The 26161-nt window shown below is 57.1% G+C and carries 26 protein-coding genes; 15 read left to right on the forward strand and 11 right to left on the reverse strand.

Translation table 11 applies throughout. The features are described 5' to 3' along the window. Nucleotides 1–28 precede the first annotated feature (28 nt). The 3 genes from JL05_RS17430 to gstA all read left to right on the forward strand — a co-directional run bounded on the left by JL05_RS17430 (nucleotide 29) and on the right by gstA (nucleotide 2231). On the forward strand, nucleotides 29–292 hold the full coding sequence (locus tag JL05_RS17430) for a YjbD family protein (protein ID WP_019455965.1): 264 nt from the start codon (nucleotides 29–31) through the stop codon (nucleotides 290–292). A 356-nt stretch (nucleotides 293–648) separates the two neighbouring features. Beyond that, nucleotides 649–1533, forward strand: a complete 885-nt coding sequence (dapA, locus tag JL05_RS17435; RefSeq protein ID WP_033633167.1) for a 4-hydroxy-tetrahydrodipicolinate synthase — start codon at nucleotides 649–651, stop codon at nucleotides 1531–1533. 92 nt (nucleotides 1534–1625) lie between these two features. Continuing rightward, on the forward strand, nucleotides 1626–2231 hold the full coding sequence (gene gstA / locus JL05_RS17440; protein ID WP_033633168.1) for a glutathione transferase GstA: 606 nt from the start codon (nucleotides 1626–1628) through the stop codon (nucleotides 2229–2231). 39 nt (nucleotides 2232–2270) lie between these two features. On the opposite strand, the gene pdxY is transcribed toward gstA, so the two are convergent. Beyond that, complete coding sequence (pdxY, locus tag JL05_RS17445; protein WP_033633169.1) at nucleotides 2271–3131, reverse strand: pyridoxal kinase PdxY; 861 nt, start codon at nucleotides 3129–3131, stop codon at nucleotides 2271–2273. Between the two features lie 283 nt (nucleotides 3132–3414). Here pdxY and JL05_RS17450 point away from each other — a divergent pair, with 283 nt between their 5' ends. After that, entirely contained in the window at nucleotides 3415–6468 is a 3054-nt protein-coding gene (locus JL05_RS17450) for a hypothetical protein (protein WP_033633170.1), read from the forward strand. A gap of 48 nt (nucleotides 6469–6516) precedes the next feature. Here JL05_RS17450 and tyrS read toward each other — a convergent pair whose 3' ends face one another. The 4 genes from tyrS to anmK form a co-directional block, all read right to left on the reverse strand. Next, on the reverse strand, nucleotides 6517–7791 hold the full coding sequence (gene tyrS / locus JL05_RS17455) for a tyrosine--tRNA ligase (RefSeq protein ID WP_033633171.1): 1275 nt from the start codon (nucleotides 7789–7791) through the stop codon (nucleotides 6517–6519). A 138-nt stretch (nucleotides 7792–7929) separates the two neighbouring features. After that, nucleotides 7930–8583, reverse strand: coding sequence for a pyridoxamine 5'-phosphate oxidase (gene pdxH / locus JL05_RS17460; protein ID WP_004931292.1), 654 nt, complete (start codon nucleotides 8581–8583; stop codon nucleotides 7930–7932). Nucleotides 8584–8672: 89 nt separating this feature from the next. Then, entirely contained in the window at nucleotides 8673–8975 is a 303-nt protein-coding gene (locus tag JL05_RS17465; protein ID WP_004931294.1) for an MliC family protein, read from the reverse strand. Between the two features lie 45 nt (nucleotides 8976–9020). Beyond that, nucleotides 9021–10142 (reverse strand): anhydro-N-acetylmuramic acid kinase, encoded by a 1122-nt coding sequence (gene anmK, locus JL05_RS17470; RefSeq protein WP_033633173.1) that lies wholly within the window; start codon nucleotides 10140–10142, stop codon nucleotides 9021–9023. 359 nt (nucleotides 10143–10501) lie between these two features. On the opposite strand from anmK, the gene JL05_RS17475 reads away from it, so the two are divergent. Further along, nucleotides 10502–10966, forward strand: coding sequence for an outer membrane lipoprotein (locus JL05_RS17475; RefSeq protein WP_004931299.1), 465 nt, complete (start codon nucleotides 10502–10504; stop codon nucleotides 10964–10966). A 92-nt stretch (nucleotides 10967–11058) separates the two neighbouring features. On the opposite strand, the gene slyA is transcribed toward JL05_RS17475, so the two are convergent. Next, nucleotides 11059–11490 carry a transcriptional regulator SlyA gene (gene slyA / locus JL05_RS17480; RefSeq protein ID WP_004931301.1) on the reverse strand — a complete coding sequence of 144 codons (432 nt, stop codon included), beginning with the start codon at nucleotides 11488–11490 and terminating at the stop codon, nucleotides 11059–11061. A 180-nt stretch (nucleotides 11491–11670) separates the two neighbouring features. Between slyA and JL05_RS24950 the strand changes: the two genes are divergently transcribed. Genes JL05_RS24950 through JL05_RS17490 form a run of 3 tightly spaced genes read left to right on the forward strand, consistent with a single transcriptional unit; the run spans nucleotide 11671 to nucleotide 14808 of the window. Beyond that, nucleotides 11671–11907 carry a DUF1656 domain-containing protein gene (locus tag JL05_RS24950; RefSeq protein WP_004931303.1) on the forward strand — a complete coding sequence of 79 codons (237 nt, stop codon included), beginning with the start codon at nucleotides 11671–11673 and terminating at the stop codon, nucleotides 11905–11907. A 3-nt stretch (nucleotides 11908–11910) separates the two neighbouring features. Further along, entirely contained in the window at nucleotides 11911–12774 is an 864-nt protein-coding gene (locus tag JL05_RS17485) for an efflux RND transporter periplasmic adaptor subunit (protein WP_033633174.1), read from the forward strand. A 3-nt stretch (nucleotides 12775–12777) separates the two neighbouring features. Beyond that, nucleotides 12778–14808 carry an FUSC family protein gene (locus JL05_RS17490; RefSeq protein ID WP_033633175.1) on the forward strand — a complete coding sequence of 677 codons (2031 nt, stop codon included), beginning with the start codon at nucleotides 12778–12780 and terminating at the stop codon, nucleotides 14806–14808. On the opposite strand, the gene sodC is transcribed toward JL05_RS17490, so the two are convergent. Next, entirely contained in the window at nucleotides 14809–15330 is a 522-nt protein-coding gene (gene sodC, locus JL05_RS17495) for a superoxide dismutase family protein (protein ID WP_033633176.1), read from the reverse strand. It abuts the gene before it with no gap. Between the two features lie 241 nt (nucleotides 15331–15571). On the opposite strand from sodC, the gene JL05_RS17500 reads away from it, so the two are divergent. Beyond that, nucleotides 15572–17416 carry a polyurethane esterase gene (locus tag JL05_RS17500; RefSeq protein WP_033633177.1) on the forward strand — a complete coding sequence of 615 codons (1845 nt, stop codon included), beginning with the start codon at nucleotides 15572–15574 and terminating at the stop codon, nucleotides 17414–17416. Between the two features lie 59 nt (nucleotides 17417–17475). Here JL05_RS17500 and JL05_RS17505 read toward each other — a convergent pair whose 3' ends face one another. The 3 genes from JL05_RS17505 to JL05_RS17515 all read right to left on the reverse strand — a co-directional run bounded on the left by JL05_RS17505 (nucleotide 17476) and on the right by JL05_RS17515 (nucleotide 19664). Further along, a complete protein-coding gene (locus tag JL05_RS17505) occupies nucleotides 17476–18372 on the reverse strand; it encodes an aldo/keto reductase (RefSeq protein ID WP_033633178.1) in 897 nt (298 codons plus the stop codon). A gap of 99 nt (nucleotides 18373–18471) precedes the next feature. Beyond that, nucleotides 18472–18711, reverse strand: coding sequence for a DUF1289 domain-containing protein (locus JL05_RS17510; RefSeq protein WP_015377731.1), 240 nt, complete (start codon nucleotides 18709–18711; stop codon nucleotides 18472–18474). A gap of 23 nt (nucleotides 18712–18734) precedes the next feature. After that, the gene (locus tag JL05_RS17515; protein WP_193786318.1) at nucleotides 18735–19664 is read right to left on the reverse strand and encodes a LysR substrate-binding domain-containing protein; all 930 of its coding nucleotides are present in this window, start codon (nucleotides 19662–19664) and stop codon (nucleotides 18735–18737) included. Nucleotides 19665–19803: 139 nt separating this feature from the next. On the opposite strand from JL05_RS17515, the gene JL05_RS17520 reads away from it, so the two are divergent. The 6 genes from JL05_RS17520 (at nucleotide 19804) to rnt (ending at nucleotide 25651) form a co-directional block, all read left to right on the forward strand. Next, a complete protein-coding gene (locus JL05_RS17520; RefSeq protein ID WP_033633181.1) occupies nucleotides 19804–20445 on the forward strand; it encodes an NAD(P)-dependent oxidoreductase in 642 nt (213 codons plus the stop codon). A 138-nt stretch (nucleotides 20446–20583) separates the two neighbouring features. After that, nucleotides 20584–22221 (forward strand): phosphoethanolamine transferase EptA, encoded by a 1638-nt coding sequence (gene eptA, locus JL05_RS17525; RefSeq protein ID WP_033633182.1) that lies wholly within the window; start codon nucleotides 20584–20586, stop codon nucleotides 22219–22221. Nucleotides 22222–22323: 102 nt separating this feature from the next. After that, nucleotides 22324–22944, forward strand: coding sequence for a TetR/AcrR family transcriptional regulator (locus JL05_RS17530; protein ID WP_033633183.1), 621 nt, complete (start codon nucleotides 22324–22326; stop codon nucleotides 22942–22944). A gap of 91 nt (nucleotides 22945–23035) precedes the next feature. After that, nucleotides 23036–24139 (forward strand): alkene reductase, encoded by a 1104-nt coding sequence (locus JL05_RS17535; protein ID WP_033633184.1) that lies wholly within the window; start codon nucleotides 23036–23038, stop codon nucleotides 24137–24139. 341 nt (nucleotides 24140–24480) lie between these two features. Continuing rightward, a complete protein-coding gene (gloA, locus tag JL05_RS17540; protein WP_004931325.1) occupies nucleotides 24481–24888 on the forward strand; it encodes a lactoylglutathione lyase in 408 nt (135 codons plus the stop codon). A gap of 79 nt (nucleotides 24889–24967) precedes the next feature. Next, complete coding sequence (gene rnt / locus JL05_RS17545) at nucleotides 24968–25651, forward strand: ribonuclease T (protein WP_033633185.1); 684 nt, start codon at nucleotides 24968–24970, stop codon at nucleotides 25649–25651. Between the two features lie 68 nt (nucleotides 25652–25719). Here the strand turns inward: rnt and JL05_RS17550 are convergent, their stop codons facing one another. Continuing rightward, nucleotides 25720–26067 (reverse strand): Grx4 family monothiol glutaredoxin, encoded by a 348-nt coding sequence (locus JL05_RS17550; protein ID WP_004931329.1) that lies wholly within the window; start codon nucleotides 26065–26067, stop codon nucleotides 25720–25722. Nucleotides 26068–26161: the final 94 nt, after the last annotated feature.

Here is a 26161-nt window from a genome sequence, read left to right on the forward strand (position 1 = left end):
AGTCAACTTCACCGAACGGGCGGCACAGATGAAAAAGTTGACGTTGAAAGAGATGACGGAAAGCGAACAGCGGGAAGTGAAAACCGAATTGGACAAGGCGCGTAAAAGCCATGGCAGGCCGCTGACCAACGCCGAACAGCACAAGGTCAAGGATGAGGCGGTGGCGCGCATCATGGCCGCCAGAGCGAAGCTCGCCAAGGCGGAGCGTGCAGAACGCAAAGCCAACCGCTACCGGCCAAGTGGCGACACTTTCAGTTGGTCTGCCACCATCGGCTCCCGCCCGCCGCGCTGAGCCAACCCTCCCCGCCGCGGCGGGGATTTTTATTTATTAGCCAAACTCATCCTCACCGGCGAATCATGAATAACAATGTTATCAATCTGTTGTAAATTGACAGCCTGATGAAGAATATTCATTATCACCCCACTTCCCCTTTTCGCGAGACTGCCATGGCCTACCCACGCAACGCTGATATTCTGATGACGCCTGCGTTGCCCCTTGGCGGTTTGGCGGCGGTTACATCGAAGAAACAGACGCTCATTTGACCGGGGCGCGCTGTCCCGTCAGATGAGCTGACTGGATGGCACGCAACGCCCCGCCTTCAATTTTCTCATCTGGCTTCTCTGTCGGTCACACAGAAGGAATATTTTATGGCCTCATTTTCGGGTATTTGGGTGGCGATGGTTACCCCTTTCAATCACGATGCCGTCGATCTGCCGGCGGTGCAACGCCTGGCGCGGCACCTGCTCGACGCCGGCATCGATGGTCTGGTGGTCTGCGGCTCCACCGGTGAAGCCGCCGCGCTGAGCAAAGAAGAACAGCTGGCGGTGCTCGACGCCGTATTGGAAGTGGCGCCTGCACGCCAGGTGGTGATGGGCCTTTCCGGCAATAACATGGCCGCCACGCTGCAAATGCAGCAGGCCATTCAGCTGCGCGACATCGCCGGCGTGCTGATCCCGGCGCCTTACTACATCCGCCCTTCGCAATGCGGCCTGATCGACTATTTTACCCAGTTGGCCGACGCCTCCACCGTGCCGGTGATCCTGTATAACATTCCGCAGCGCACCGGCATCGTCATGGAGCTGGCCACGCTGCGCCGGCTCGCACGCCATCCGCGCATCACCGCCATCAAGGACTGCGGCGGCAACCCTGACACCACCATGGCGCTGATCGCCGATGGCGAAATCGATGTGATGACCGGAGAAGACAATCTGATCCTCACCACGCTGTGCCTCGGCGGCACCGGCGCCATCTCCGCCGCCGCGCATGTTCACCCGGAACGTTTCGTCCAGCTGGTGCAGCAGGTCGCCGCCGGCGATCTGGCTGCGGCACGCAGCAACTTCTATGAGCTGCTGCCGATGATCCACCAGATGTTCAGCTTCCCGAATCCGGCGCCGGTCAAGACGGTGCTGGCCCAGCAGGGGCTGATCGCCAACGAGTTGCGTTCGCCGATGCAGGTGGCGCCGCCGGCGCTGCAGCAGCAGATCGCCGCGACGCTGGCGCAGCTGCAGCCCGCCGAGGCGATCGTCGGTTAAATTTGTTAGCTAAGCCGCTGTAATTTTGGTGCTATGGGACTACGATGAGTGGTTAAGCATGCCCGTCATTCGTCATCAACAAGGAGCTTCCGATGAAACTGTTCTATAAAGCCGGCGCCTGTTCGCTGTCCCCGCATATCGTGCTGCGTGAGGCAGGGCTGGATTTTACGGCGGAGAAGGTCGATCTGGCGCAGAAGAAAACCGAGAGCGGCGCCGATTACCTCGCCATCAACCCCAAGGGACAGGTCCCGGCGCTGCTGCTGGATGACGGCAGCCTGCTGACCGAAGGCGTGGCGATCGTGCAATATCTGGCGGACCGTGTGCCGGATCGCAACCTAATCCCGGCGGCGGGCACCCTGTCGCGCTACCACGCGATCGAATGGCTGAACTACGTCGCCACCGAGCTGCACAAAGGGTTCAGCCCGCTGTTCAACCCGAAAACGCCCGAGGAATATAAAACCATCGCGCGCGCCAGGCTGGAGCAGCAGTTCAGCTATCTGGATTCGGTACTGGCGAAGCAGCACTTCCTGTTGGGAAGCCGTTTCAGCGTGGCCGACGCCTACCTGTTCACCGTGCTGCGCTGGGCATTCGCCCTGCAGTTCGATGTGCGCAAGCACGCCCATCTGGCGGCCTGGTTCGATCGCGTTGCGGCACGCCCGGCGGTAGATGCGGCGCTGAACGCCGAAGGATTGAAGTAAGGTTCAGCCCCGGCGGCTCTCGCCGGGGCCCGATGCCGCTTACAGTTTTACCGCTTTGAATTCGCTGCGCGGTTGCACGATCCGATCCTGCGCCGCCACTACTTGCAGCTCGTATTCTTCCATCGCCTGCGTGGTCAGCATCACCTCATACACGGCGGCGGTCACGTGCTCCAGCGCTTTATCCAGCGCCTCGCCCTTCAGCAGATCCACCAGCAGCAGACCACTGGTCAAATCGCCGACGCCGACCGGCTGACGCGCCCCGAAGTCCACCAGCGGCCGGCTGATGTGCCAGGCTTCGTCCGCCGTCACCAGCAGCATTTCAAAACAGTCGGCGTGATAGCCGGCCCGGGCCAGATGCTTGACCAGCACCAGCCGCGGCCCTTTGGCGATCAGCGCGCGGGCGGCCTGCACCGCATCGGCCACGTTGGCGACGGCCATCTGGCTCAGCATCTCCAACTCCAGCAAGTTCGGCGCCATCATGTCGCTGCACGGCAACGCCTGGCGGCAGTGAAACTCGGCCACGCCCGGCGCCACGATGCAGCCTTTTTCCGGATGTCCCATCACCGGATCGCAGAAATACCAGGCATTCGGGTTCGCCTGCTTAACCTGGCGCACGATCTCCAGAATATGGTCGCCCTGCTCCGGCGAACCGATATAGCCACTCAACACCGCATCACAGCGCTTCAGTTGATCGATATTGGCGATGCCCTGCGCGATCTCGGTCAGGTGATTGGCCGGCATGACGCAGCCGGTCCACTGGCCGTATTGCGTATGGTTGGAGAACTGTACCGTGTTCAGCGGCCAGACGTTGACGCCCATGCGGCGCATCGGAAATTCAGCCGCACTGTTGCCGGCGTGACCAAACACCACGTGCGACTGGATAGAAAGAATGTTTTTCATCGGAACAACTGACCTCGCCATGCCGTGTGCATCAGCCCGCGGCGAAATGATAATGGGTGCACAACGCGAAAACGTCATGCCGGCGCTGTTAAAAACAAGAAATAAGAGGAATTTTTATGCTTTCGACGGCGGCATATTGTAGCGAAAACACATCGGCAAAAAAAGCGCATATCCTACAGGTAACCGTACCAACGGCGTATGTGCACTCAAAACAACCGATTTGCTTTTTTGTCATTCTTGGCTGTACTTAAAGTTCACTGAGTCTTGCATTTGGGGAGGAAAAATGAATTTCATTTCATTACAACAAGATACAGCCATTATTTTCTATGCAATCATGGGCCGATATGCAGACAACCAAGAATTGACATACTTTACAAGGCAAATCGAGAAAGCGTTATACGACAATGTATATTTGGCTAACCAGCTTATTGACTCTCCCAGTGGCCATCTTCGCTATAACGGCTTAACTACTGTGCAAAAAGTAGAATATATCTATCATAATGCGACCGGCCAATCTCCTTCACCGACCAAGTTGGACTTGTTAGTCAATCAAGTCAACGCGGGACTCTCTTTAGGTCAGTTAGTCAGTAACTTAATTAACGACACTCGTCATTACATCGGCAACGACCCCACTACAACAGCTCAGCAAAAACACATGTTCGAGACTATTAACGCTACGCTATATCCAACACCAGCGACCTCGGCTACTAGTGCTGCAGCTGACGTACAAGGGATTTATTATACTATTGGCAGTCTATTTAATGCTGATGGCGTCAATTATTGGAGCAAGGCTATTGCGGATGGACGGGTTAGTGTTAATTATGTCGCTAATAACTTTGTAGAATCACGAGCATGGTTGCTTTCATTGAATAATGACGAATTCGTCAAGAGAATATACAAGTGCATTTACGACTTAACCCCCGATACTACAACCGTAGCTAAATACACCTCAGGTCTAAATAACAATAGCGAAACACGAGGCGACGTCATCATCCGTTTAATGACCGACGTTCGCAATGATGTAGATAACAGTATTGCCAAACAAAACTTTCTAAAAGCCACGCACGTCTATGGCTCTGGAGAATTCACGCCATTAAAGATGCAAGAAAATGTAGCGGTATTATTCCAATTACTGACGACAACTACCGGATTAGATGCCAGAGGACTTGACAGTTTTAGTAGAATGTTAGACAGTGGAAAATCTGAACTAGCATTATTGACACTTCTTACGCAGTCTACCTCACATTTTAGTTCCGCCTCAGATTTTAGTTCACTTTATATCAAACTATATGGCCAAGCTTTAACTAATGAGCAAAAAAACGTTATATTGCAACAAGCGGAGAACAACGCCTTACAGGCGACATTAAATATTATAGAGGCATATCGCAATGGGAAATCACCATTGAATGATGGCCCTCTCCCGCTAACCAAAGACATTGCCACACTTGAACAACAGATAGGCGAAAAATTAGGTTACCAGGAGAATGGAAAAATCACACTGGATCGAGACGGCGCATTGATTGGCGATATTAACTCAGGGAGCATTCATAGATTATCACATGCCGAAATTGGCGTCCTTAACTCTGCTTCTCTGGATGTTAATTATGCCAGCGCAATCGATCTTAGATTTGCAAAATCATTAAAAAACTTAACATTACAAGGCGATTACGCCGCCAATGCCATTGTTATTAACTCATTGAGTGGAAGATCGATAACTCTTTACCTCAACAAAAACAATCTGTTAAATGCAGACAATATCATTGAGCTCACCGAACTTGCCAGTAGCCGATTGATAGCCGATCAACTCAATATTGCCGACTCGAAAATAAATATGAGTCTCAGTGGAAACGAACTCACTCGATTGCTATGGAATGGCAATAGTATTGCAGGGGGAGCAAACGCTATCGATAAAGAGTTTCTGGCAACGTTTTTAGCCAAGTCTTCTTCTTCGCAGAGCAGTATTTCTGCTAATTTTATCAGCAAAAACGTATACTTGACATCTAACGGCGGCAATGGATATGACGCCGAAATTATAAGTAATATAAATCAGTTTTTGTATTTTGGCGGTATAGAACTTGGTGGTTATCGTGGTACAGGAAACATCTATCTTAACGGTGAGTTAATCTCAACCGAGGGAAAAAATATTTTTGATTTCGGTCTATTAAACCAAACTGCCAAGGTCTATGGCACTTATCCTCAGCCAATAAAGATTCTGGCTCAAGGTGAACTACCGAAAACACCTACCGATGGAGGTAAAGCCACTGGCTCTTCGGGATTAATCTTGTCCGGTATGGCTGATGATGTAAAGGTAATTAATACCAGTTGGTCCAGTATGCTTACGATAAATGGGGATGCCTCTGCTAGCAGTAAATTGACGCTTGAAATGGCAAAACACCTCGTCGATGATGCTTTCAAAATCAACATAGGCGCTAATAATGGCGGATGGATTAATGCAGGAGAAATAAATATAATTAGTCAAGATAAAACGACACAAGAAAGTCTGAAATTAGAGTCAAGTGGAAACACAATAAATACAATTTCACTCGGGGGAAGCGATAACAATATATCAAATATCACAGTTACCGCCAGTACACGACTATACCTAACCATTAAAGAGGATTTTAGTGATACGCTGCAATCCATAGAATTACCTGAAAATGATCCACGCCACAATGCCGTCATTGATCTTTTCCTCGAGAAAGGTGGTAGTGGTGGTGGCGCTTTCTATTCGCTTCTGTCTTCTCTAAACAACATATCCCCTTACGAGCATGTCATTAGCAGTCTTTTTGGTAACTTATTGGATATAGAAACCTTCAACGGCGGTAACTTTACGGTACATGGCAATACAATCATTGGAAACTCAACAACTGGCGTGCGAAACGTATCCTTCGAAAATAGTAATATAGAGAATTTGGTCACCTTAAATAGATACAGTTACGATCAAATACATGCTGGGTCAGCTGATAGAAAGTGGAATTTTGGGCCGAATGAAAAAGGTAACATTGAAATTTATGGTAACATTAGTCAACCTAATCAAATTAATACGTTATTTAATTCATTGGCAATAAATAACACTGATCGTGCGTTTGATGTTTTAGCCAAGGCAATGTCAAAAATCACCAAAGGTGCCAGTGAAAATAGTTTAGCTGAGGTGGGCGCAGTGGGAATGGGTGACAACATCTATGTTATTATCGACAAAAACCACAATCAGAAATTCGACGAAAATGATACTGTTTTTTCTATCGCAAATGAAAATATCTATTCATTAGCAAATACTCTTCATTATCAAGCTCCTACAATTGATCTTAACGGTTTTGCGCCGGACTATTTTGCTTAAAAAAATGGCCCGGAAATATTTCGGGCCATTCATATGGGACTATTTTATTTACTGCCAATCCACCAGGCAGTAATGCTTTTTGCCGCGACGCAACAGCGTGTAGCGGCCGAACAGACGGTCTGAATCGCTGAAGCGGTATTCGGCATCGGACTGCTTCTCGCCGTTGATGGTTACCGCGTTGGAGCCGATCATGGTGCGCGCCTGGCCGCGTGACGGCACCAGTTCGGCATTCACCAGCGCTTGCTGCAGATCGGCGTCGCGATCCAGTTTGATGGTCGGCATGCCGTCCTGCGCCAGCTGGGCGAAGTCCGCCTCGGTCATGTTGTGCAGCGCACCGGAGAACAGACTCTGGGTGATGCGCTTGGCGGCCGCCAGGCCTTCCGCACCGTGCACCATGCCGGTCACTTCTTCCGCCAGCACGTATTGGGCGCGCGGCGCCTTACCGCTGTTCTTGTCTTCTTCTTCCAGCGCGTTGATGTCTTCCAGGCTCATGAAGGTGAAGAACTTCAGGAAGCGGTAGACGTCGGCGTCGGCGGTGTTGATCCAGAACTGGTAGAACTTGTACGGGCTGGTTTTTTCCGGCGCCAGCCAGACCGCGCCGCCCTCGGTTTTACCGAACTTGGTGCCGTCGGCTTTGGTGATCAACGGCACGGTCAGGCCGAACACCTGCTTCTGATGCTGACGGCGCGTCAGATCGATACCCGAGGTGATGTTGCCCCACTGATCGGAACCGCCGATCTGCAGCTCCACCTGGTGGCGGTTATACAGCTCGGAGAAATCGTAGCCCTGCAGCAGGTTATAAGAGAACTCGGTGAAGGAGATGCCGGAGTCGTCGCGATTCAGACGCTGCTTGACCGCTTCCTTGTTGATCATCTGGTTAACGGAGAAGTGCTTGCCGATGTCACGCAGGAAGGTCAACACGTTCATGCCGCCGAACCAGTCGTAGTTGTTGGCCGCGATAGCGCTGTTGCTGCCGCAGTCGAAATCGAGGAACGGGGAAACCTGTTTGCGGATCTTCTCGACCCACTCGTTCACCGTATCGGTGGTGTTCAGCTTGCGCTCCGCCGCTTTGAAGCTCGGATCGCCGATGAGGCCAGTGGCGCCGCCCACCAACGCTACCGGCTTGTGGCCGGCCAGCTGGAAGCGCTTCAGGCACAACAGAGGAACCAGATGGCCCAAATGCAAGCTGTCAGCGGTCGGATCGAAACCGCAATACAGTGCAATTGGCCCTTGCGCCAGTCGCTCCGCTAACGCTTCCTCATCCGTAACCTGGGCAACGAGGCCCCGCTCTTGCAGTTGTTTAATCAAGTTGCTGCTTGCCATCAATGACTCCATGTATAAACGAATGCACCTTTGCCGGTACACGGCCTTTCGCCCAGTGGCGAAATAAAAATTCAGGGTAACGCATAGAATAAAGCGCCGGCGGCATCAGCACCAGCGCTTAGAGAGGATTTTCCGCCTTCAGGGTGCCAGTCGGTCAATTTTCCAGTCATTCCCGTCCCGCTGATACAGGAAACGGTCATGCAGGCGATGGGCGCCCCCCTGCCAGAACTCGACGGAGTCGAATTTCACGCGGAATCCGCCCCAGAAACTCGGCAACGGCACCTCGCCCTGCTGGAACTTCTGCTTCAGCTCGAGGAATTTGCTCTCCAGCACGCCGCGCGCGGAAATGCGCGACGATTGCTGCGAGACCCAGGCGCCGATCTGGCTGTCCTTCGGCCGGCTGTTGAAATACTTCAGCACGTCGAGCGTCGACAGACGCTCCGCCTGGCCGAGGAAAATCACCTGGCGATCGAGCATGTGCCAGGGGAACAGCAGGCTGATATGCGGGTTGTGCGCCAGCTGTTGCGCCTTGCGGCTGCCGAGGTTGGTGTAGAACACCAGCCCCTGCTCATCGAAATGCTTCAGCAGCACGATGCGTTGATAAGGCTGGCCGTGTTCGTCGACGGTCGCGACGCACATGGCGGTGGGATCCGCCAGGCGCGCGTCGCAGGCCTGTTTCAACCAACGTTCGAACAGTTCGAGCGGGCTGGCGGTCAGATCGTTGCGGCGCAGGCCGCCCCGGGTGTATTCACGGCGCAGGTCCGCAACATCAAACTCATTCTTTTCAATCATCTGGGTTATCGACCAACTGAAAAAATCCGTCGTTACATTCTGCGCCTGCGGCGTCAGGAACTCAATCGCTCCGACGCCGCCGTCAACCCTCACTCCGTCAACACGCAGTCGCTCATGACTACCTTGCCGTTGCGCTCAAGATAGGCGTTACGGTCTTTCGACCAAAAAGTGTATTTGCCGTCGCTGTATTTGGCGCCGGTCAGCGCCAGCACCTGCTTAAGATGCAGCTGCTCGCCATCCATCAGCAGGCTGACTTCACTCGCCTTGCCGTCGAGCGCCACCGTCAGCGGCGTGGTGCCACACTGATAGTGCATCGTCTGGCTGCTCTGCGGCAGGATGTAACTGCAGCCGGACAGCGCCAGCGCGCCGGCGACGAAAATGACTTTTTTCATGCTGTTGCTCCTTAGAAAAATCCTTCACCGGCTATCCTAACAGAGCTAACGGCCCCCCAATGGCAAAACCGGATAAATCCCACCCAGCACCGTTTCACGGCTGGCGCCGGTTACCGAAGGCAGGTTGCCGGCCTGGCCGGACAGCGTACGGAAGGCCAGCCAGGCAAAGGCCAACGCCTCCATGTCGTCACCGCTGACGCCGAAATCGTCGGTCAGCCCAACTTCCGTGCCCGGCAGCAGCGCCGACAAACGCGCCATCAGCAGCGTGTTGCGCGCCCCGCCGCCGCACACCAACAGACGTTCGCACCCGCCGGCCAGCTGCACCTGTTCGCTGATGCTGACGGCGGTCAGTTCCGTGAGCGTGGCCTGAACGTCGACCGGCGCCATCGCCGGCAATCCGGCCAGCTGCCGCTCCAGCCAAGCGATATTGAAATACTCGCGGCCGGTGCTTTTCGGCGCCGGCTGCGCGAAGTACGGATCCGCCAGCATCTGCTGCAACAACGGCAAGCAGACTCGCCCCTGCATCGCCCAGCCGCCGTCCTGATCATAAGGCTGCGCGCGGTGGCGCCACACCCAGGCGTCCATCAGCATGTTGCCCGGCCCGGTATCGAAACCGCGTACCGCCGTACCGGGCAACAGCAGAGAAAGGTTGGCGATGCCGCCGACGTTTAGCACCATGCGCCGCTCGACGGGATGCCCCAGCAGCGCCTGATGAAACGCCGGCACCAGCGGGGCGCCCTGCCCGCCGTACGCCATGTCGCGCCGGCGGAAATCGCCGACGGTGGTGATATTGGTCAGCGCGGCGATGCGGTTGTTATCGCCGAGCTGCATCGAGAAACGCGCGTCGCCTTCCGGCTCGTGCCACACCGTCTGCCCGTGGCAACCGATGGCGGTGACCTGCTCCGCGTCGATGCCGGTTTGCTTTAGCAGGCCGAGCACCGCCTCGCCGAACAGCGTACCCAACTGCGCGTCCAGCCGGCCGACGGCGGCCAACGTAGTTTGCTGCCCCTGGCACATCCCCAGGATCTCTTTTTTCAACGCCATCGGCATCGGATGGCTATAGCTGGCCTGCTGCGCCACCATGCGATCGTCGATCGCGGCCAATACCACATCGATTCCGTCCAGACTGGTGCCGGACATGACGCCTATATAGCGGCCTGACTTCATAGCAACATCCTCTAACCCGCGCAGTAAGCAAAATTTATCCTGACAAATAAACCAGAATTGCCGGATTAACGCCATGAATTATGATGCTTTTTTTACGCACCGTGAGCCAGATGCCTTCTGGCGCCGCTGTGGCACGGGCTATGTGTTAAACCGTGCCATAACAGGCGACGGAATGTCGCCAAGGCTGTCATAAAGGTAAACCGCGGTTTATTATTGGTTGAACAGAGAAAAGTTAAGCTGCATGCAGCGATGAAGCATGGCGGTGTGTCAACTTTCAGCCATACTTTGTCTATCATTTTCACTGAATCTTGCCTGGTGAGCATTGCCAGGCTATGGACTACTACCATCAGGAGTTTTATATGATCAAGCGTCTTCTCGTCGTCGCCGTCGCCGCCGTTACGCTGGCCGGCTGTGCCAATGAATCCATGTCCGGCGATGTCTACTCGTCCTCGCAGGCCAAGCAGGTACAGACCGTCACCTACGGGACGCTGGTTTCCGTGCGTCCGGTTAAAATTCAGGGCGGCGAAGGCTCCAACGCCATGGGGATGATCGGCGGCGCGGTGATTGGCGGGCTGTTGGGCAACACCGTTGGCGGCGGCACCGGTCGTACGCTGGCTACCGCGGCGGGCGCTATTGCCGGCGGCGCGGCAGGTAACAGCATCGGTGAAGTGGCCGGTCGTACCTCCGGCTACGAGCTGGAAATCAAGACCGACCAGAAAGAGAACATCGTGGTGGTACAGAAAGCGGGCGACAGCAAGTTCAGCCCTGGCCAGCGTGTGCGCATGGCGCGCATGGGCGACACCATCACCGTTTCCCCGCTGTAAGTCAGTCGGCGACAAACGGCAAACCGGAGGCAATCGCCTCCGGTTTTATTTCTGATGCTGTGAAACTGTAATCGTAGAAAATAAGAATATTATTATTTGTTCTGCAGTTCGGTGATATTTTGTTCTAACTTGCCAATCAGCCCTACCAACAGATGCACTTCGTCGGCGGTAATGCCGCTTAAAATCTCACTGCGTGTAGACGTGATCACACTGTCCACTTCCCTGATGATCGGATCGGCCGCTTCGGTCAGCTTGATGCGCTTCGCGCGGCGATCGTTGGCACAGGTGTGACGCGTGATCAGCCCCTTCTCCTCCAATTGGTCCAGCGTGCGAACCAGTGACGGTTGCTCGATACCGATCGCCTTGGCCAACTGGATTTGCGACTGCTCCGGCGGCAAACGATTGATATTGTGCAAAGTGACCCAGTGCGTTTGGGTCAGCTCCAACGGCTTGAGCCGATGATCGATGAGCGCGCGCCAAACACGAACTAATCGTGCTAAATCTGAACCTAATGTTGACTCCACTTCCCCCTCCTTATAATTAGCATGCTAACATTACCTCCCAGAGTTTAGACTATTTTGGGTAACTCACATTAAAAACACAAATGTATATAATGTATATTGTGGAAATAGCCACTATTTTCGGCCGTTATCGTTTAATCGTTATGCAAATATTCAACATATTCACCCTTAGGGATTGTTAATGTGAATACATCATGGTTACACACCTCATCCCCCTTACCCGATTTGGTCCTGGGGGCATCGCTTTATTTTCCACCTATATTTAAAGCTTTTTTACTAGGACTCGTCTTATGGCTGCTGATTCATCAACTGCTGAGAGACTGGATGTATTCCGGTGAAATCTGGCATCCCATGTTGATGGACCTGTCCATTTTCGTTCTGACCGTCAGCGGTTCCTTATGGATTTTAGCGAGTTGGTAACCCATGCAGCATAAAACATTAAAATACTTCTCTACGGTGATCGTCTGCGCCATTGCCGTCTGCGCCGGTTGGTGGCTCTGGAATTATTATATGCAATCCCCATGGACCCGTGATGGAAAAGTGCGCGCCGAACTCGTCAATATCACCCCTGAAGTCTCTGGAAGATTAGAGAAAATAAGCGCGAATGACAATCAGTTCGTACCTGCGGGAAGTCTGATTTTTACCCTCGACCCGGTGCCCTACCAGATCGCGCTGGACAATGCCGAGGCCGCGGTGGCAAAAGCGCAATCGGATCTGGCCAAAGCAGACCACGAGGCTGCCCGCCGCCGCGGCTTGCCGCGCAACGTTATTTCCGCTGAAGATTTGGATGAGTCCAATTTAGCCGCTCAGGCAATGAAGGCCGCCTATAAAGCCGCCCTGGCCAACTTGGAACAGGCCAAATGGAATTTGAGCAAAACCAAAATTTACGCGCCGACCGACGGTTATATCACCAATCTGCAGGCGCGGATCGGGAACTACGCCAACGCCGGCACGCCTTTGGTCGCGCTGGTGGATGTCCATTCGTTTTATGTACTCGGTTATTTCGAAGAAACCAAGCTGAAACATATAAAAGAAGGCAATAAAGCCGATATTGTCTTATATAACGGCAACACCCCGCTGCAGGGGGAAGTAGAGAGTATCGGCCGTGCCATTTACGATCAGAGCGTTGACAGCAACAACGATCTATTAATGGACGTTAAGCCTAATGTTCCCTGGGTGCGTTTGGCTCAGCGCGTGCCGGTGCGGATAAAATTGCTCAACGTGCCCGCCGATTTGACGCTGGTTGCCGGCACAACCTGCACCATTTCGATTCATCAGCGGAACTAAAGTGTGAACCTGCCCTTTCTGGAGTGGAGCCGTACCCCCTGGGGTAAGGCGACCGGCGGCCAATGGCGCTATGCGCTGCGCAACTCGCTGGCGATGTGTCTGGCGCTGTGGGTCGCGTTCGTGCTCGAGCTCGACGAACCCTATTGGGCGCTCACCTCCGCCGCGGTGGTGAGCTTCCCCACCATCGGCGGCGTGATCAGCAAAAGCATCGGCCGCATCTTCGGCAGCCTGGTGGGCGCCGCCGCCTCGGTGGCGATCGCCGGGCACTGCCTGAACGATCCCTGGCTGTTTACGCTGTTCATCGCCGCCTGGATCGGGCTATGCACCTACGTCTCCAACCATTACCAAAACAACGTCTCTTATGCCTTCGCGCTGGCGGGCTATACCGCCGCCATCATCGCCTTCGGCACGGTCAACGTCACCGATACCCAGCAGATCTTCGACATCGCCCAGGCGCGGGTTTGCGAAGTGATCACCGGCATTCTGTGCGGCGGGTTGATGATGATGATCCTGCCCAGCACCTCCGACGGCGAAGCCCTGCTGACCTCGCTGCGGCGCATGCAACTGCGCCTGCTGGAGCACGCCGCCATGCTGTGGCAGCCGGAGGTCACCGCGCAGATGCGCACCTCGCACGAAGGGGTCATCGGCCAGATCCTGACCATGAACCTGCTGCGCATTCAGGCATTCTGGAGCCACTACCGGCTGCGGCGGCAAAATAACCTGCTCAACTATCTGCTGCACCAGCAGCTGCGCATTACCAGCGTCATCTCCAGCCTGCGCCGCATGCTGCTGAACTGGCCGGATCGCCCCGTCAATCTGATGCCGGTGCTGACGCAACTGCTGGACGAGCTGCGCGATCCCGCCACCGATAAATATCGCTTGGCGCGCCTGCTCCAGCAGATCGCGCCGCACGATCCCGCGGACTATCGCCATCGCGCCTTCTGGCTGCGGTTGCGCGATTTCTGTTGGCTTTACCTGCGCTGCAGCCGCTGGCTGCGGCGGTTGGAAAGCGCCACGGCGGTCAGCGATCTCCAACCGCCGCGCGCCACTTCGCTGGCGCGCCATACCGACAGCTATGAAGCCGCCTACAACGGCCTGCGCACCTTTTTGTGCATCGTGATCGGCTGCGCCTACTGGATCAACACGCAATGGGACGCCGGCAGCGCGGCGCTGACGCTCACCGCCATCAGCTGCGTGCTCTACTCTTCCACGCCTTCGCCGATCAACAGCGTCAGCACCTTGCTCAAGGCGGTGCTGCTGCTCTCGGTCGCCTGCTTCGTGGTGAAATTCGGTTTGATGATCCAGATTGACGATTTCTGGGTGTTCTGCGCCTTCCTGTTCCCGATCCTGGTGACCATGCAGATGTTCAAGCTGCAGAACCCGCCTTATGCCGCGCTTTGGGGGCAGCTGATCGTCTTTATGGGCTCGTTTCTGACCGTCAGCAATCCGCCGAGCTATGACTACCAGTCCTTTATCAATGACAACATCGCTAAAGTCGTCGGCGTGCTGCTGGCCGGGCTGGCGTTTCAGATCCTGCGTCCCAGCTCGGACAAACGCAAAAGCCGCCGCATTATCCGCGCGCTGCGGCGCGACTTTATCGATCAGTTGAGCAAACGGCCGCAGCAGAACGAAAGCCAGTTCGAATCGCTGATCTACCATCGCATCAGCCAGCTCAATCAAAGTCAGGATCAGGAGGCGCGCACCTGGTTGCTGCGCTGGGGCGTGGTGCTGCTCAACTGCAGCCATATCGTCTGGCAACTGCGCGACTGGCAAACCCGCTCAGATCCGCTGTCGGCGGTGCGCAACGTCTGTATCCACTGCCTGCGCGGCATCATGACGGAGAAAGGCGTGCAGCACAGTTCGCTGGACGCCACGCTGCAGGAATTGCTGCGCATGAGCAACGCCCTGGCGCACCACCCGGAACAGGCGGCGCGCGATCTGGCCGGCCTGATTTGGCGGCTCTACTGCTCGCTGCAGCAGTTGCAACAGGCGATGGGCCAGTCCGCCGCCGCACCGGCCGTTAGCGGCGGGTGATCACTTGATCACGCCGCAGGCGAAGCGCGCACCGCCGCCGCCGAGCGGCTGTGGATGATCCGAGTGGTTATCGCCGCCGGCGTGCACCATCAGCGCCTTGCCCTCAATTTCGCTGATTTTTTTCAGCCGCGGCGCCAACACCGGATCGTTCGCCATGCCGTCGGCGGTTACATAGATGGCCGGCAAATCGCCCAGATGCCCGTCGGCATAGGGTCCGAGGTGTTTCCCGGTTTTTTGCGGATCAAAATGCCCGCCAGCCGCCAGCGCCGCCACCGCCTTGCCGTCCTTCATGCCCGGCTCGCAGCTGCCTTTCTCATGCACATGGAAACCGTGCACCCCGACCGGCAAGGCTTTCAGGCTCGGCGTGAACAGTAAGCCGTAAGGCGTTTCGCTGATGGCCACTTTGCCGATATCCTGACCGATACCCTGCCCGGTCACCAAATTCATCTCAACGTCGACCGTCGCCGCCTGAGCGACCCCGCAGGCCATCAGGCCAAGCGCCGCATACCAATAACGTTTCATCAATCAGTCTCCTTAATGACTATATCGAGTTATCAGTATAGGAGAGCCAACGCCAGCACTGTTAACCAACGCACAATCTCGCCAATTTGATTCGCGGGCCTAATATTTAGCACCAATAATAATTCTACCGATGTTGGTCCTCTGACCAGCTGTCGTTCGGCTAACGTTGTTTCCCTGTTTCCACCGCCGACGCGCGAGAGTTCACTTCCCGGCCAGGCGGCATACTTCATAAGGAACTGATATGGGCATCTTTAGCTATAAGGATCTGGACGAAAACGCGTCAAAGGCGCTGTTTTCCGACGCCTTGGCCATCTCTACCTACGCTTACCACAATATCGATAACGGCTTCGATGAAGGCTATCACCAGACCGGTTTCGGGCTCGGTCTGCCGCTGACGCTGATCACGGCGCTCATCGGTAGCACCCAGTCGCAGGGCGGCCTGCCCGGTCTCCCCTGGAACCCCGACTCCGAACAGGCCGCGCAGGACGCAGTGAACAATGCCGGCTGGTCGGTGATCAGCGCCGCGCAGCTGGGTTACGCCGGCAAAACCGATGCGCGCGGCACCTACTACGGCGAGACCGCCGGTTACACCACCGCGCAGGCCGAAGTGCTGGGCAAATATGACAGCGAAGGCAATCTCACCGCCATTGGCATCTCATTTCGCGGCACCAGCGGCCCGCGCGAGTCGTTGATCGGCGATACCATCGGCGATGTGATTAACGATCTGCTGGCCGGGTTCGGGCCGAAAGGCTACGCCGACGGCTATACGCTGAAGGCGTTCGGCAACTTGCTGGGCGACGTGGCGAAATTCGCGCAGGCCCACGGGCTGAGCGGCGAGGACGTGGTGGTCAGCGGCCACAGCCTCGGCGGGCTGGCGGTCAACAGCATGGCGGCGCAGAGCGACGCCAACTGGGGCGGCTTCTACGCGCAGTCCAACTATGTCGCCTTCGCCTCGCCGACCCAGTACGAAAACGGCGGCAAGGTGATCAACATCGGCTACGAGAACGATCCGGTGTTCCGCGCGCTCGACGGCACCTCGCTGACCGGGGCGTCGTTAGGCGTGCACGATGCGCCGCATACCTCCGCCACCAACAATATCGTTAACTTCAACGATCACTACGCGTCGGACGCCTGGAACCTGCTGCCGTTTTCCATTCTCAACATTCCGACCTGGCTGTCGCACCTGCCGTTCTTCTATCAGGACGGCCTGATGCGGGTGCTGAACTCCGAGTTTTATTCGCTGACCGACAAGGACTCGACCATTATCGTCTCCAACCTGTCGAACGTCACGCGCGGCAATACCTGGGTGGAAGACCTGAACCGCAACGCGGAAACGCACAGCGGGCCGACGTTTATCATCGGCAGCGACGGCAATGATTTGATCAAGGGCGGCAAAGGCAACGATTATCTCGAGGGCCGCGACGGCGACGATATCTTCCGCGACGCCGGCGGCTATAACCTGATCGCCGGCGGCAAAGGCCACAATATCTTCGATACCCAGCAGGCGTTGAAGAATACCGAGGTCGCCTACGACGGCAACACGCTTTACCTGCGCGACGCCAAGGGCGGCATTACGCTGGCGGACGACATCAGCACCCTGCGCAGCAAAGAAACCTCCTGGCTTATCTTCAACAAAGAAGTGGATCATCAGGTAACCGCCGCCGGATTGAAATCGGACTCAGGCCTCAAAGCCTATGCCGCCGCCGCCACCGGCGGCGACGGCGATGACGTCCTGCAGGCTCGCAGCCACGACGCCTGGCTGTTCGGCAACGCCGGCAACGATACGCTGATCGGCCACGCCGGCGGCAACCTGACCTTCGTCGGCGGCAGCGGCGATGACATCCTGAAGGGCGTCGGCAACGGCAACACCTTCCTGTTCAGCGGCGATTTCGGCCGCGACCAGCTGTATGGCTTCAACGCCAGCGATAAACTGGTGTTTATCGGCACCGAAGGCGCCAGCGGCAATATCCGCGACTACGCCACGCAGCAAAACGACGATCTGGTGCTGGCCTTCGGCCACAGCCAGGTCACGCTGATCGGCGTCTCGCTCGATCACATCAGCACCGATCAGGTGGTGTTGGCCTAAAGATCGGCATAAAAAAAGCCGGGCGCTTTCGCCGCCCGGCTTTCCTCTTTCTGCCCGCCTTAAGGCACGTCATACCCCAGCGCCGCCTTGCGAATGCGGAACCACTGCTGGCGGCTCAGCACCAGTTTCTGCGCCTTCAGCGCCGAACGCACCCGCTCAATCTTGCCGGAGCCGATGATTGGCAACGGCGACGACGGCAGGCGCATCACCCAGGCGTACACCACCTGCTCGATGGTCTCCGCGCCGATCTCTTGCGCCACCCACTGCAACTCGTCGCGCAGCGGCTGAAACTCGGCGTCGTTGAACAGGCGGCCGCCGCCCAGGCAGGACCAGGCCATCGGTTTGATGCGCAGCTGCTGGCACTGGTCGAGCGTGCCGTCGAGAATGGCCGGTTGGTGAATCGGCGAGATCTCCACCTGGTTGGTCGCCAGCGTGAACGGCAGACGCGACTGCAGCAGTTGGAACTGCGCGGGCGTAAAGTTGGATACGCCGAAATGGCGCACCTTGCCGCTTTTGTGCAACGCAACGAAGGCTTCGGCTACGTCGTCAGCGTCCATCAACGGATCCGGGCGGTGGATCAGCAGCAGATCGAGGTAATCGGTATGCAGATGGCGCAGCGACTGTTCCGCACTCTGCACGATATGATCGCGGTCGGTGATGTAATGCCCAATCGGGTTACCGGGCTTGGCGGTGGTGGCGATGCCGCACTTGGTCACCAATTCCAGCGACTGGCGTAGCGCCGGCTTCAGACGCAGCGCGTCGCCGAACGCCTGTTCGCAGGCATAGCTACCGTAGATATCGGCGTGATCGGCGGTGGTGACGCCCAGTTCGACATGCTGTTCGATGAACGTCAGCAGCTGCTGCGGTGACATGCCCCACTCCATCAACCGCCAGTAACCGCAAATCATGCGGGAAAATTCAGGCCCCTGCGGCGCGAGACGAATACGTTCTACCATTGCGAAAACCTCATGACATTAGTTGTCAGCCAGCATACACAAGCCGGTGAGGCACAGGGAAGCGGTAAGCCACACGAACGTGCGGCAGATCAGGAAAGGTTAAAACAACGACGGCTGCTCCGGCAGCGGCTCGTCGGGCGCTTTATTGGCGCGCTGCAGCCGCAGGAAGCGTTGACGGCACAGGCGCAGCACCTCGCGCTTTTGCGCATCGCTCATGTTCATCCAGCCGAAACGCTCCTCGCGGCTGCGCAGGCAGCCACGGCAGAACCCACGATCGTCGGCCTGACAAATGCCGCGACACGGGCTGGGGATGTCGAAAAACTCAAGCTGCTGCGCCACGGGGCTCCTCCTGCGTTCTCTTGCTAATTGAAGACGCCATCGCCGCCGCTGGCAAGTCCCTTTTCGCCATTGCGGCGAAAATAGTCGCGCAAATAGCGCAGCGCCTGGCGGCTTTTTTCCGGCACATTGCGTTCGAGCGTCAGCGCGTGCAGTCGCAGCGCCGCCGGCCGCCACTCCGGCAACAGCAGCAACAGTTCGCCGCGCTGCAGTTCGTCGCCAATTTCATACAGCGGCTGAACAGAAATGCCCAGCCCGGCGCGGGTAAAGGCGCGCATCACGTTCATGCTCTCGCTGACGATCTGTCCTTCCGCCAGCCGCAGCTTGACCTGCTGGCCGGACTGGTGCTGCAAATCCAGATGCGCCCCGCTGTAGCCGCTGGAGATCCAGCGGTGCTGTACCAAATCCTGCGGTTTTTCCGGCACCCCATGCTGGCTGAGGTAACGCGGTGCGGCGCACAGCACCATCGGCCACGCGGTCAGCGGATGCGCAATCATATTGGCGTCCGCCAGCTGCCGGTTGGCCCGCAGCGCAATGTCGACCCGCTGTTCTATCATATCGACGATGCGATCGTCCGCCAGCACTCGCAGCGTCAGCTTGGGATGCGCCTGCAACAGCGGCGACAACGCCTCCGCAAGCGATCGGCCGCCGATGCCGACCGGGGTGGCGATGCGCAGCTCCCCCACCAGCGTATCCCGCAGCTCCGCCAACCGCTGCTCCGCCTGCAGCGCCTGTTGCAGCATCGCCTCGCAGCCGGGATAGAACGCCGCTCCCGCCTCGGTCAGCGCCAGACGGCGGGTGGAACGATGCAGCAACGGCACCCCAAGCGCCTTCTCCAGCGAGCGCATGTGCTGGCTGACCGCCGACTGCGTCATGCCCAGCCGCCGTGCCGCACCGGCCAGCGAGCCCTCCGCCACCACGGTGGCGAATACCGCCATTCGATTGAGTTTATCCACGATTATGAAGTTTTACTTAATCAAGAAAGCATGAATATGGCACTAATCACGGCTATTGTTAAGGACTAGAGTAGAAACCACGCGGCAGGCACCTCGGCCTGCCTCACGATACTGAACCTATCCCCGAAGGAGCATACAGATGAAAGTAGCCATTATTGGAGCAACCGGTTTTGTTGGCCGCCGCGTGGTGGATGAAGCGCTGGCTCGCGGTATTCAGGTGACGGCAATCGCGCGCCAGAAAAAAGAGTTGCCGGAGCACGCCAATCTGACCGTCGCACTGGGCGACGTCGCCGATACGGCTTGGCTGGCGGGACAATTGCGCGGCCAGGACGCGGTGATCAGCGCCTACAACCCCGGCTGGGGCGAAGACAACCTGTATGAGAAAACCACCCGCGGCGCCCAGCAGATCCTCACCGCGGTCAAGCAGGCCGGCGTCAAACGCCTGTTGGTGGTCGGCGGAGCCGGCAGCCTGGAAGTGGCGCCGGGCGTTGAACTGGTGGATACGCCGCAGTTCCCGGAAAATATCCGCCCCGGCGCGCAGGCGGTGCGCGATCTGCGCAACAAACTGCGTAACGAGTCGGCACTCGACTGGACCTATCTTTCGCCGGCCGCCCTGCTGGAGCCGGGCAAACGTACCGGCCAGTTCCGCCTCGGCACCACGCAACTGCTGATGAACGGCGAAGCGCCGGCCAGCATTTCGGTGGAAGACCTGGCGGTCGCTATCGTTGATGAGATTGAAAAGCCTCAGTTTATTCGCGCGCAATTCACCGCCGCCTACTAAACCGCCCCGCCGCCAGGCCGCTCGGCCTGGCGTTTTCCGCGTATTCTCCGCCGCCAGTAATCTGAGTTTCTAAGGTTTTCTTAAGTTTCATCCGGTAGATTTCAAGGCATTATCTACTTTCAGGATCCCGATTTGGCAATGTGGTTACGTCAACGCTTACGGTGCAACAGCCTCGGTTTTACCCTCGCCGCCGCCCTGTTCTTCACTTTATTTCAGAACGCCTTATTCCTGCAGCGCGCCTGGTCGTATATCACCTTCGATAGCGCCCACAGCGTGATTTTCGCCGCCAGCATGCCGGTGGTGATCTTCTGTGCGTTGAATATCATCTTCAGCGTGTTGACCGTGCCCTACCTGCGCAAGCCGCTGATCATCTTTTTCTTGCTCGGCAGCGCCGCAGCCAACTATTTCATGTTCAGCTATGGTGTGGTGATCGACGGCAACATGATGCAAAACGCCTTCGAAACCAACCCTCAGGAGGCGACCGCGCTGCTGACGCCGCGCATGGGATTGTGGCTGACGCTGCTCGGCATTCTGCCGGCGGTGGCGGTCTGCTTCACTCAAATTCGCCAAACTCGCCCCTGGTGGTACATGGTCGGACTGCGCGCCGCCAACGTCATGCTGTCGTTGGTGGTGATCCTGATCGTCGCCGCGCTGTTCTACAAAGACTACGCTTCGCTGATCCGCAACAATAAAAGCGTGGTGAAGATGTTGACGCCGTCCAACTTCGTGGCCGGCACCATCAAGTTTACCGAACAGCGTTACTTCACCCGCAATCTGCCGCTGGTCAAGATCGGCGAAGATGCGCGTAAAGGGCCGCTGATCGCCAGGCAGGCCAAGAAAACGTTGGTGATCCTGGTCGTGGGCGAAACCGCCCGCGCCGAAAACTTCTCCCTCGGCGGCTATGAACGCGAAACCAACCCGCGCCTGAAGCAGGACGACGTGGTCTACTTCAAAAACGCCAGCTCCTGCGGCACCGAAACGGCGATCTCCGTGCCCTGCATGTTCTCCAACATGCCACGCAAGGAGTACGACGCGACTCAGGCGACGCACCAGGAAGGCATGCTCGACGTGCTGGCGCATGCTGGCGTCAATGTGCTGTGGCGCGATAACGACGGCGGCTGCAAAGGCGCCTGCGACCGGGTGCCGCACATCGACATGACCAAGCTGAAACCGCAGCAGGACTGCGACGGCGAGGTTTGCATGGACAACGTGCTGTTGTACAAGCTGAACGACTACATCAATAGCCTGAAAGACGACGGCGTGATCGTGCTGCACCAGATGGGCAGCCACGGCCCGGCTTACTACCGCCGCAGCACGCCAGAATTCCAGGCGTTTTCGCCGACCTGCAACAGTAATCAGATCCAGGATTGCAGCCATGAACAATTGGTGAACACCTACGACAACTCAATCCTGTATACCGACGCGATGCTCGATGCCACCATCAAGCTGCTGCGGCAGTATGACGACCGTTTCAATACCGCGCTGGTCTATTTGTCCGATCATGGCGAATCGCTGGGGGAAAACGGCATGTATCTGCACGGCACGCCTTATGTCTTCGCGCCGAGCCAGCAAACGCACGTGCCTTTCCTGATGTGGATGTCGGCCGACTATCAGCGCAATTTCGGCATCGATCGCCAGTGTCTGAATACGCTGGCGGAAAAGGACGAGGTTTCGCAGGACAACCTGTTCCACACCCTGTTGGGCATGCTGAACGTACAAACCCGCGAATATCAATCCCAGTTGGATATCCTGCAACGCTGCCGCAACGCGGCGTAGCGCTTAACTTTCGCGTGCCGCTGGGGCACAATAGTTTGCAGACAACCGGCGTTTTGTGCGCCGGTTTTTTTATTCCCATTGACCTAGACCAATCGGTCTATTATGCTCGGCACCATGATGACCAAATCAACGCATTGCAACGTGGATACACGTGAACATCTGCTCGCCACCGGCGAAACCCTCAGTCTGCGCCTGGGCTTTACCGGCATGGGGCTGAGCGAACTGCTGGCCACCGCGGGCGTGCCGAAAGGCTCGTTCTACCACTATTTTCGCTCGAAGGAAGCCTTCGGCGAAGCGATGCTGCAGCGCTATTTCGCGCATTATGATGCAGAAATGCAGGCGCTGTTTGCCGACAGACGCGGTGATGCCCGCCACCAGCTGCTCGGCTATTACGCCCAGGCTATCAGCTACCACTGCCGCAGCGAATGCCACAACGCCTGCCTGGCGGTGAAGCTTTCCGCCGAGGTGAGCGATCTGTCGGAACCGATGCGCCATGCGCTGGAAACGGGCACCGCTCGCGTGATCGGGCACCTTCAGGAGGCCATCGAGCGCGGTATCGCCGAGGGCTCGCTGTCGGTAGCCATGAGCCCGGCGGCAACCGCAGAAACGCTGTATTCACTGTGGCTCGGCGCCACGCTGCGCGCCAAGATCCGTCGCTCGCTGGCGCCGTTGACCAGCGCGCTGGAAAGCATCGAGTTGCTGCTGCGCCCGCCGCAACCGTAACGGTAACAACTTATTTTTATTGAAAAAATGCAGTTCATGGTTTTTTATCGCCCATTACTAGACGACCGGTCTATTAAATACAGGATGCACTATGAAGACTGAAAAATTGCTCTCTCCGCTGAAGGTTGGCGCCATCACCCTGCCCAACCGCGTGTTTATGGCTCCGCTGACGCGTTTGCGCAGCATCGAGCCGGGCGATATTCCTACGCCGCTGATGGCGGAATATTACGCACAGCGCGCCAGCGCCGGCCTGATCGTGACCGAAGCGACGCAGATCTCCTTCCAGGCGAAAGGCTACGCCGGCGCGCCGGGCCTGCATACCCCGGAGCAGATCGCCGCATGGAAAAACATCACGCAGGCAGTGCATGACAACAACGGCCACATCGCCGTACAGCTGTGGCACGTAGGCCGCATTTCCCACGCCAGCCTGCAGCCAGGCGGGCAAGCACCGGTCGCGCCTTCGGCCATCAACGCCGAAACCCGCACCACCGTGCGTGATGAAACCGGCGCCTGGGTGCGCGTGCCGACCTCCACACCGCGCGCGCTGGAAACCAGCGAGATCCCGGGCATCATCAACGATTTCCGCCAGGCAACCGCCAACGCGCGCGAAGCCGGCTTCGATTTCATCGAACTGCATGCTGCCCACGGCTATCTGCTGCACCAGTTCATGTCACCGGCTTCCAACCAACGTACCGATCAATACGGTGGCAACATTGAGAATCGCACCCGCCTGACGCTGGAAGTGGTCGACGCCACCATCGCCGAATGGGGCGCCGAACACATCGGTATCCGCATCTCGCCGCTGGGGCCGTTCAACGGGCTGGACAACGGCGAAGATCAGGAAGAAGCGGCGTTGTATCTGGTGGAAGAGCTGAATAAGCGCAATATCGCTTACCTGCACATCTCCGAACCTGACTGGGCCGGCGGCAAACCGTATTCCGACGCCTTCCGCGACTCGGTGCGCGCCCACTTTAAAGGGGTGATCGTCGGTGCCGGCGCCTACACCGCCGAAAAAGCCGAAGCCTTGATCGAAAAAGGTTTCATCGACGCGGTGGCCTTCGGCCGCAGCTACATCGCCAACCCGGATCTGGTCGAGCGTTTCCGTCAGCACGCCCCGCTGAACGAACCTAAGCCGGAAACCTTCTACGGCGGCGGCGCCGAAGGCTATACCGACTATCCGTTTCTGGCGAAGTAACCTGTCCTGACCCCAACGGCCACGCAATTGCATGGCCGTTTTTTATGCGTCGCGCGCAAAGCAAAAAGGCCCGCACGAGGCGGGCCGGTGTTCCCTGGTGTTGATCTTTATTGCCGTTCGATTTTTACACGATCGCCGCTGGAATAGATAATTGATTGTGCAGATCAATTACTCTGTATCGATCGGTACACTCGATCAATATTTAGACACCCTCGACGCGAGACCACAAAGTGACATTGTCACCAGTTCGTCACGTTGAATTCCCTTGCGGGACAAGGCTATACTCGCTTGTGCTTCAATCCACCCGCCGTCTGCCACGGCACAGTCAATTCAGAGGAATTATGCGCTTACTCCATACCATGATCCGCGTCGGTGACCTGCAACGCGCCATCGACTTCTACACCAAGGTATTAGGCATGCGCCTGCTGCGCACCAGCGAAAACCCGGAGTACAAATACTCCCTGGCTTTCGTCGGCTATACGGAAGAGAGCGAAGGCGCAGTTATCGAACTGACCTATAACTGGGGCACCGACAGCTACGATATGGGCACCGCCTTCGGCCACCTGGCGCTGGGCGTGGATGACGTCGCCGCCACCTGCGACAGCATCCGTCGCGCCGGCGGCAAGGTCACCCGCGAAGCCGGCCCGGTGAAAGGCGGTACCACGGTTATCGCCTTCGTCGAAGATCCGGACGGCTACAAAATCGAGCTGATCGAAAACAAACACGCCGGTCAGGGTCTCGGCCACTAAGCCTCCCCTTCAGGGCGCGTTGGCGCCCTGCTGATTCTCCGCGCGATAGCGCCTGCAACCGGGCGCAAAATTTGCCATAATGCGCGCTGCATTCGATGAAGATAAGAAACTGATGGCCGAGAAAAGTGATCTTAACGCCCTGAGTGGTCGTTTTCGTGGGTTTTACCCCGTAGTAATAGATGTTGAAACCGCCGGCTTCAACGCCAATACCGATGCGTTGCTGGAGATCGCCGCCGTCACGCTGAAAATGGATGAGGACGGCTGGCTGCAGCGGGACGAAACCCTGCACTTCCACGTGGAGCCTTTCGAGGGCGCCAACCTGCAGCCGGAAGCGCTGGCGTTTAACGGCATCGATCCGCACAATCCGCTGCGCGGCGCGGTCAGCGAATATGACGCGCTGCACGCCATTTTCAAAGCGGTGCGCAAAGGGCTCAAGGATCGCGGTTGCAATCGCGCCATTATCGTGGCGCACAACGCCAACTTCGATCACAGCTTTTTGATGGCCGCGGGCGAACGCGCCGGCCTGAAGCGCAACCCGTTCCATCCGTTCGCCACCTTCGACACCGCCGCGCTGAGCGGCCTGGTGCTGGGGCAAACGGTGCTGGCCAAAGCCTGCATCGCCGCCGGCATGCCGTTCGACAGCAGCCAGGCGCACTCCGCGCTGTACGACACCGAGCAAACCGCCCTGCTGTTTTGCGAGCTGGTTAACCGCTGGAAACGTCTCGGCGGCTGGCCGCTGCCCGCCGGCGATCTCGCCGAATAAAACCAACAAAAAAGGCGGCCCAGTTTGCACTGGCGCCGCCCGTTACGCGATAATCGCAAGCCCGTCGATTAAGACTGCTGGTCTTCCTGCGCTTTATACTTTTCTGCCGTTTCTTTGATCAGTTGCTGCAGTTCGCCGCGCTGATACATCTCGATGATGATATCGCAACCGCCGACCAGCTCACCATCTACCCACAGCTGCGGGAACGTCGGCCAGTTGGCGTATTTTGGCAGCTCGGCGCGGATGTCCGGGTTCTGCAAAATGTCCACATAGGCGAAACGCTCGCCGCAGGCGGACAGCGCTTGTACAGCCTGCGCGGAAAAGCCGCAGCTCGGCAGCTTTGGCGAACCTTTCATGTACAGCAGAATCGGGTTTTCAGCGATCTGGTGCTGAATTTTTTCAAGTGTCGTCGTCATTTATTGCTTCCTCAAGCCACATTTCATGGCTACAACATGCATCACGCGGGCTATTGTAGCGGCTGGAACAGTCGCAAGAAAACGCCATCTTTTG

Source organism: Serratia nematodiphila DZ0503SBS1 (genome assembly GCF_000738675.1).
GTDB lineage: Bacteria > Pseudomonadota > Gammaproteobacteria > Enterobacterales > Enterobacteriaceae > Serratia > Serratia nematodiphila.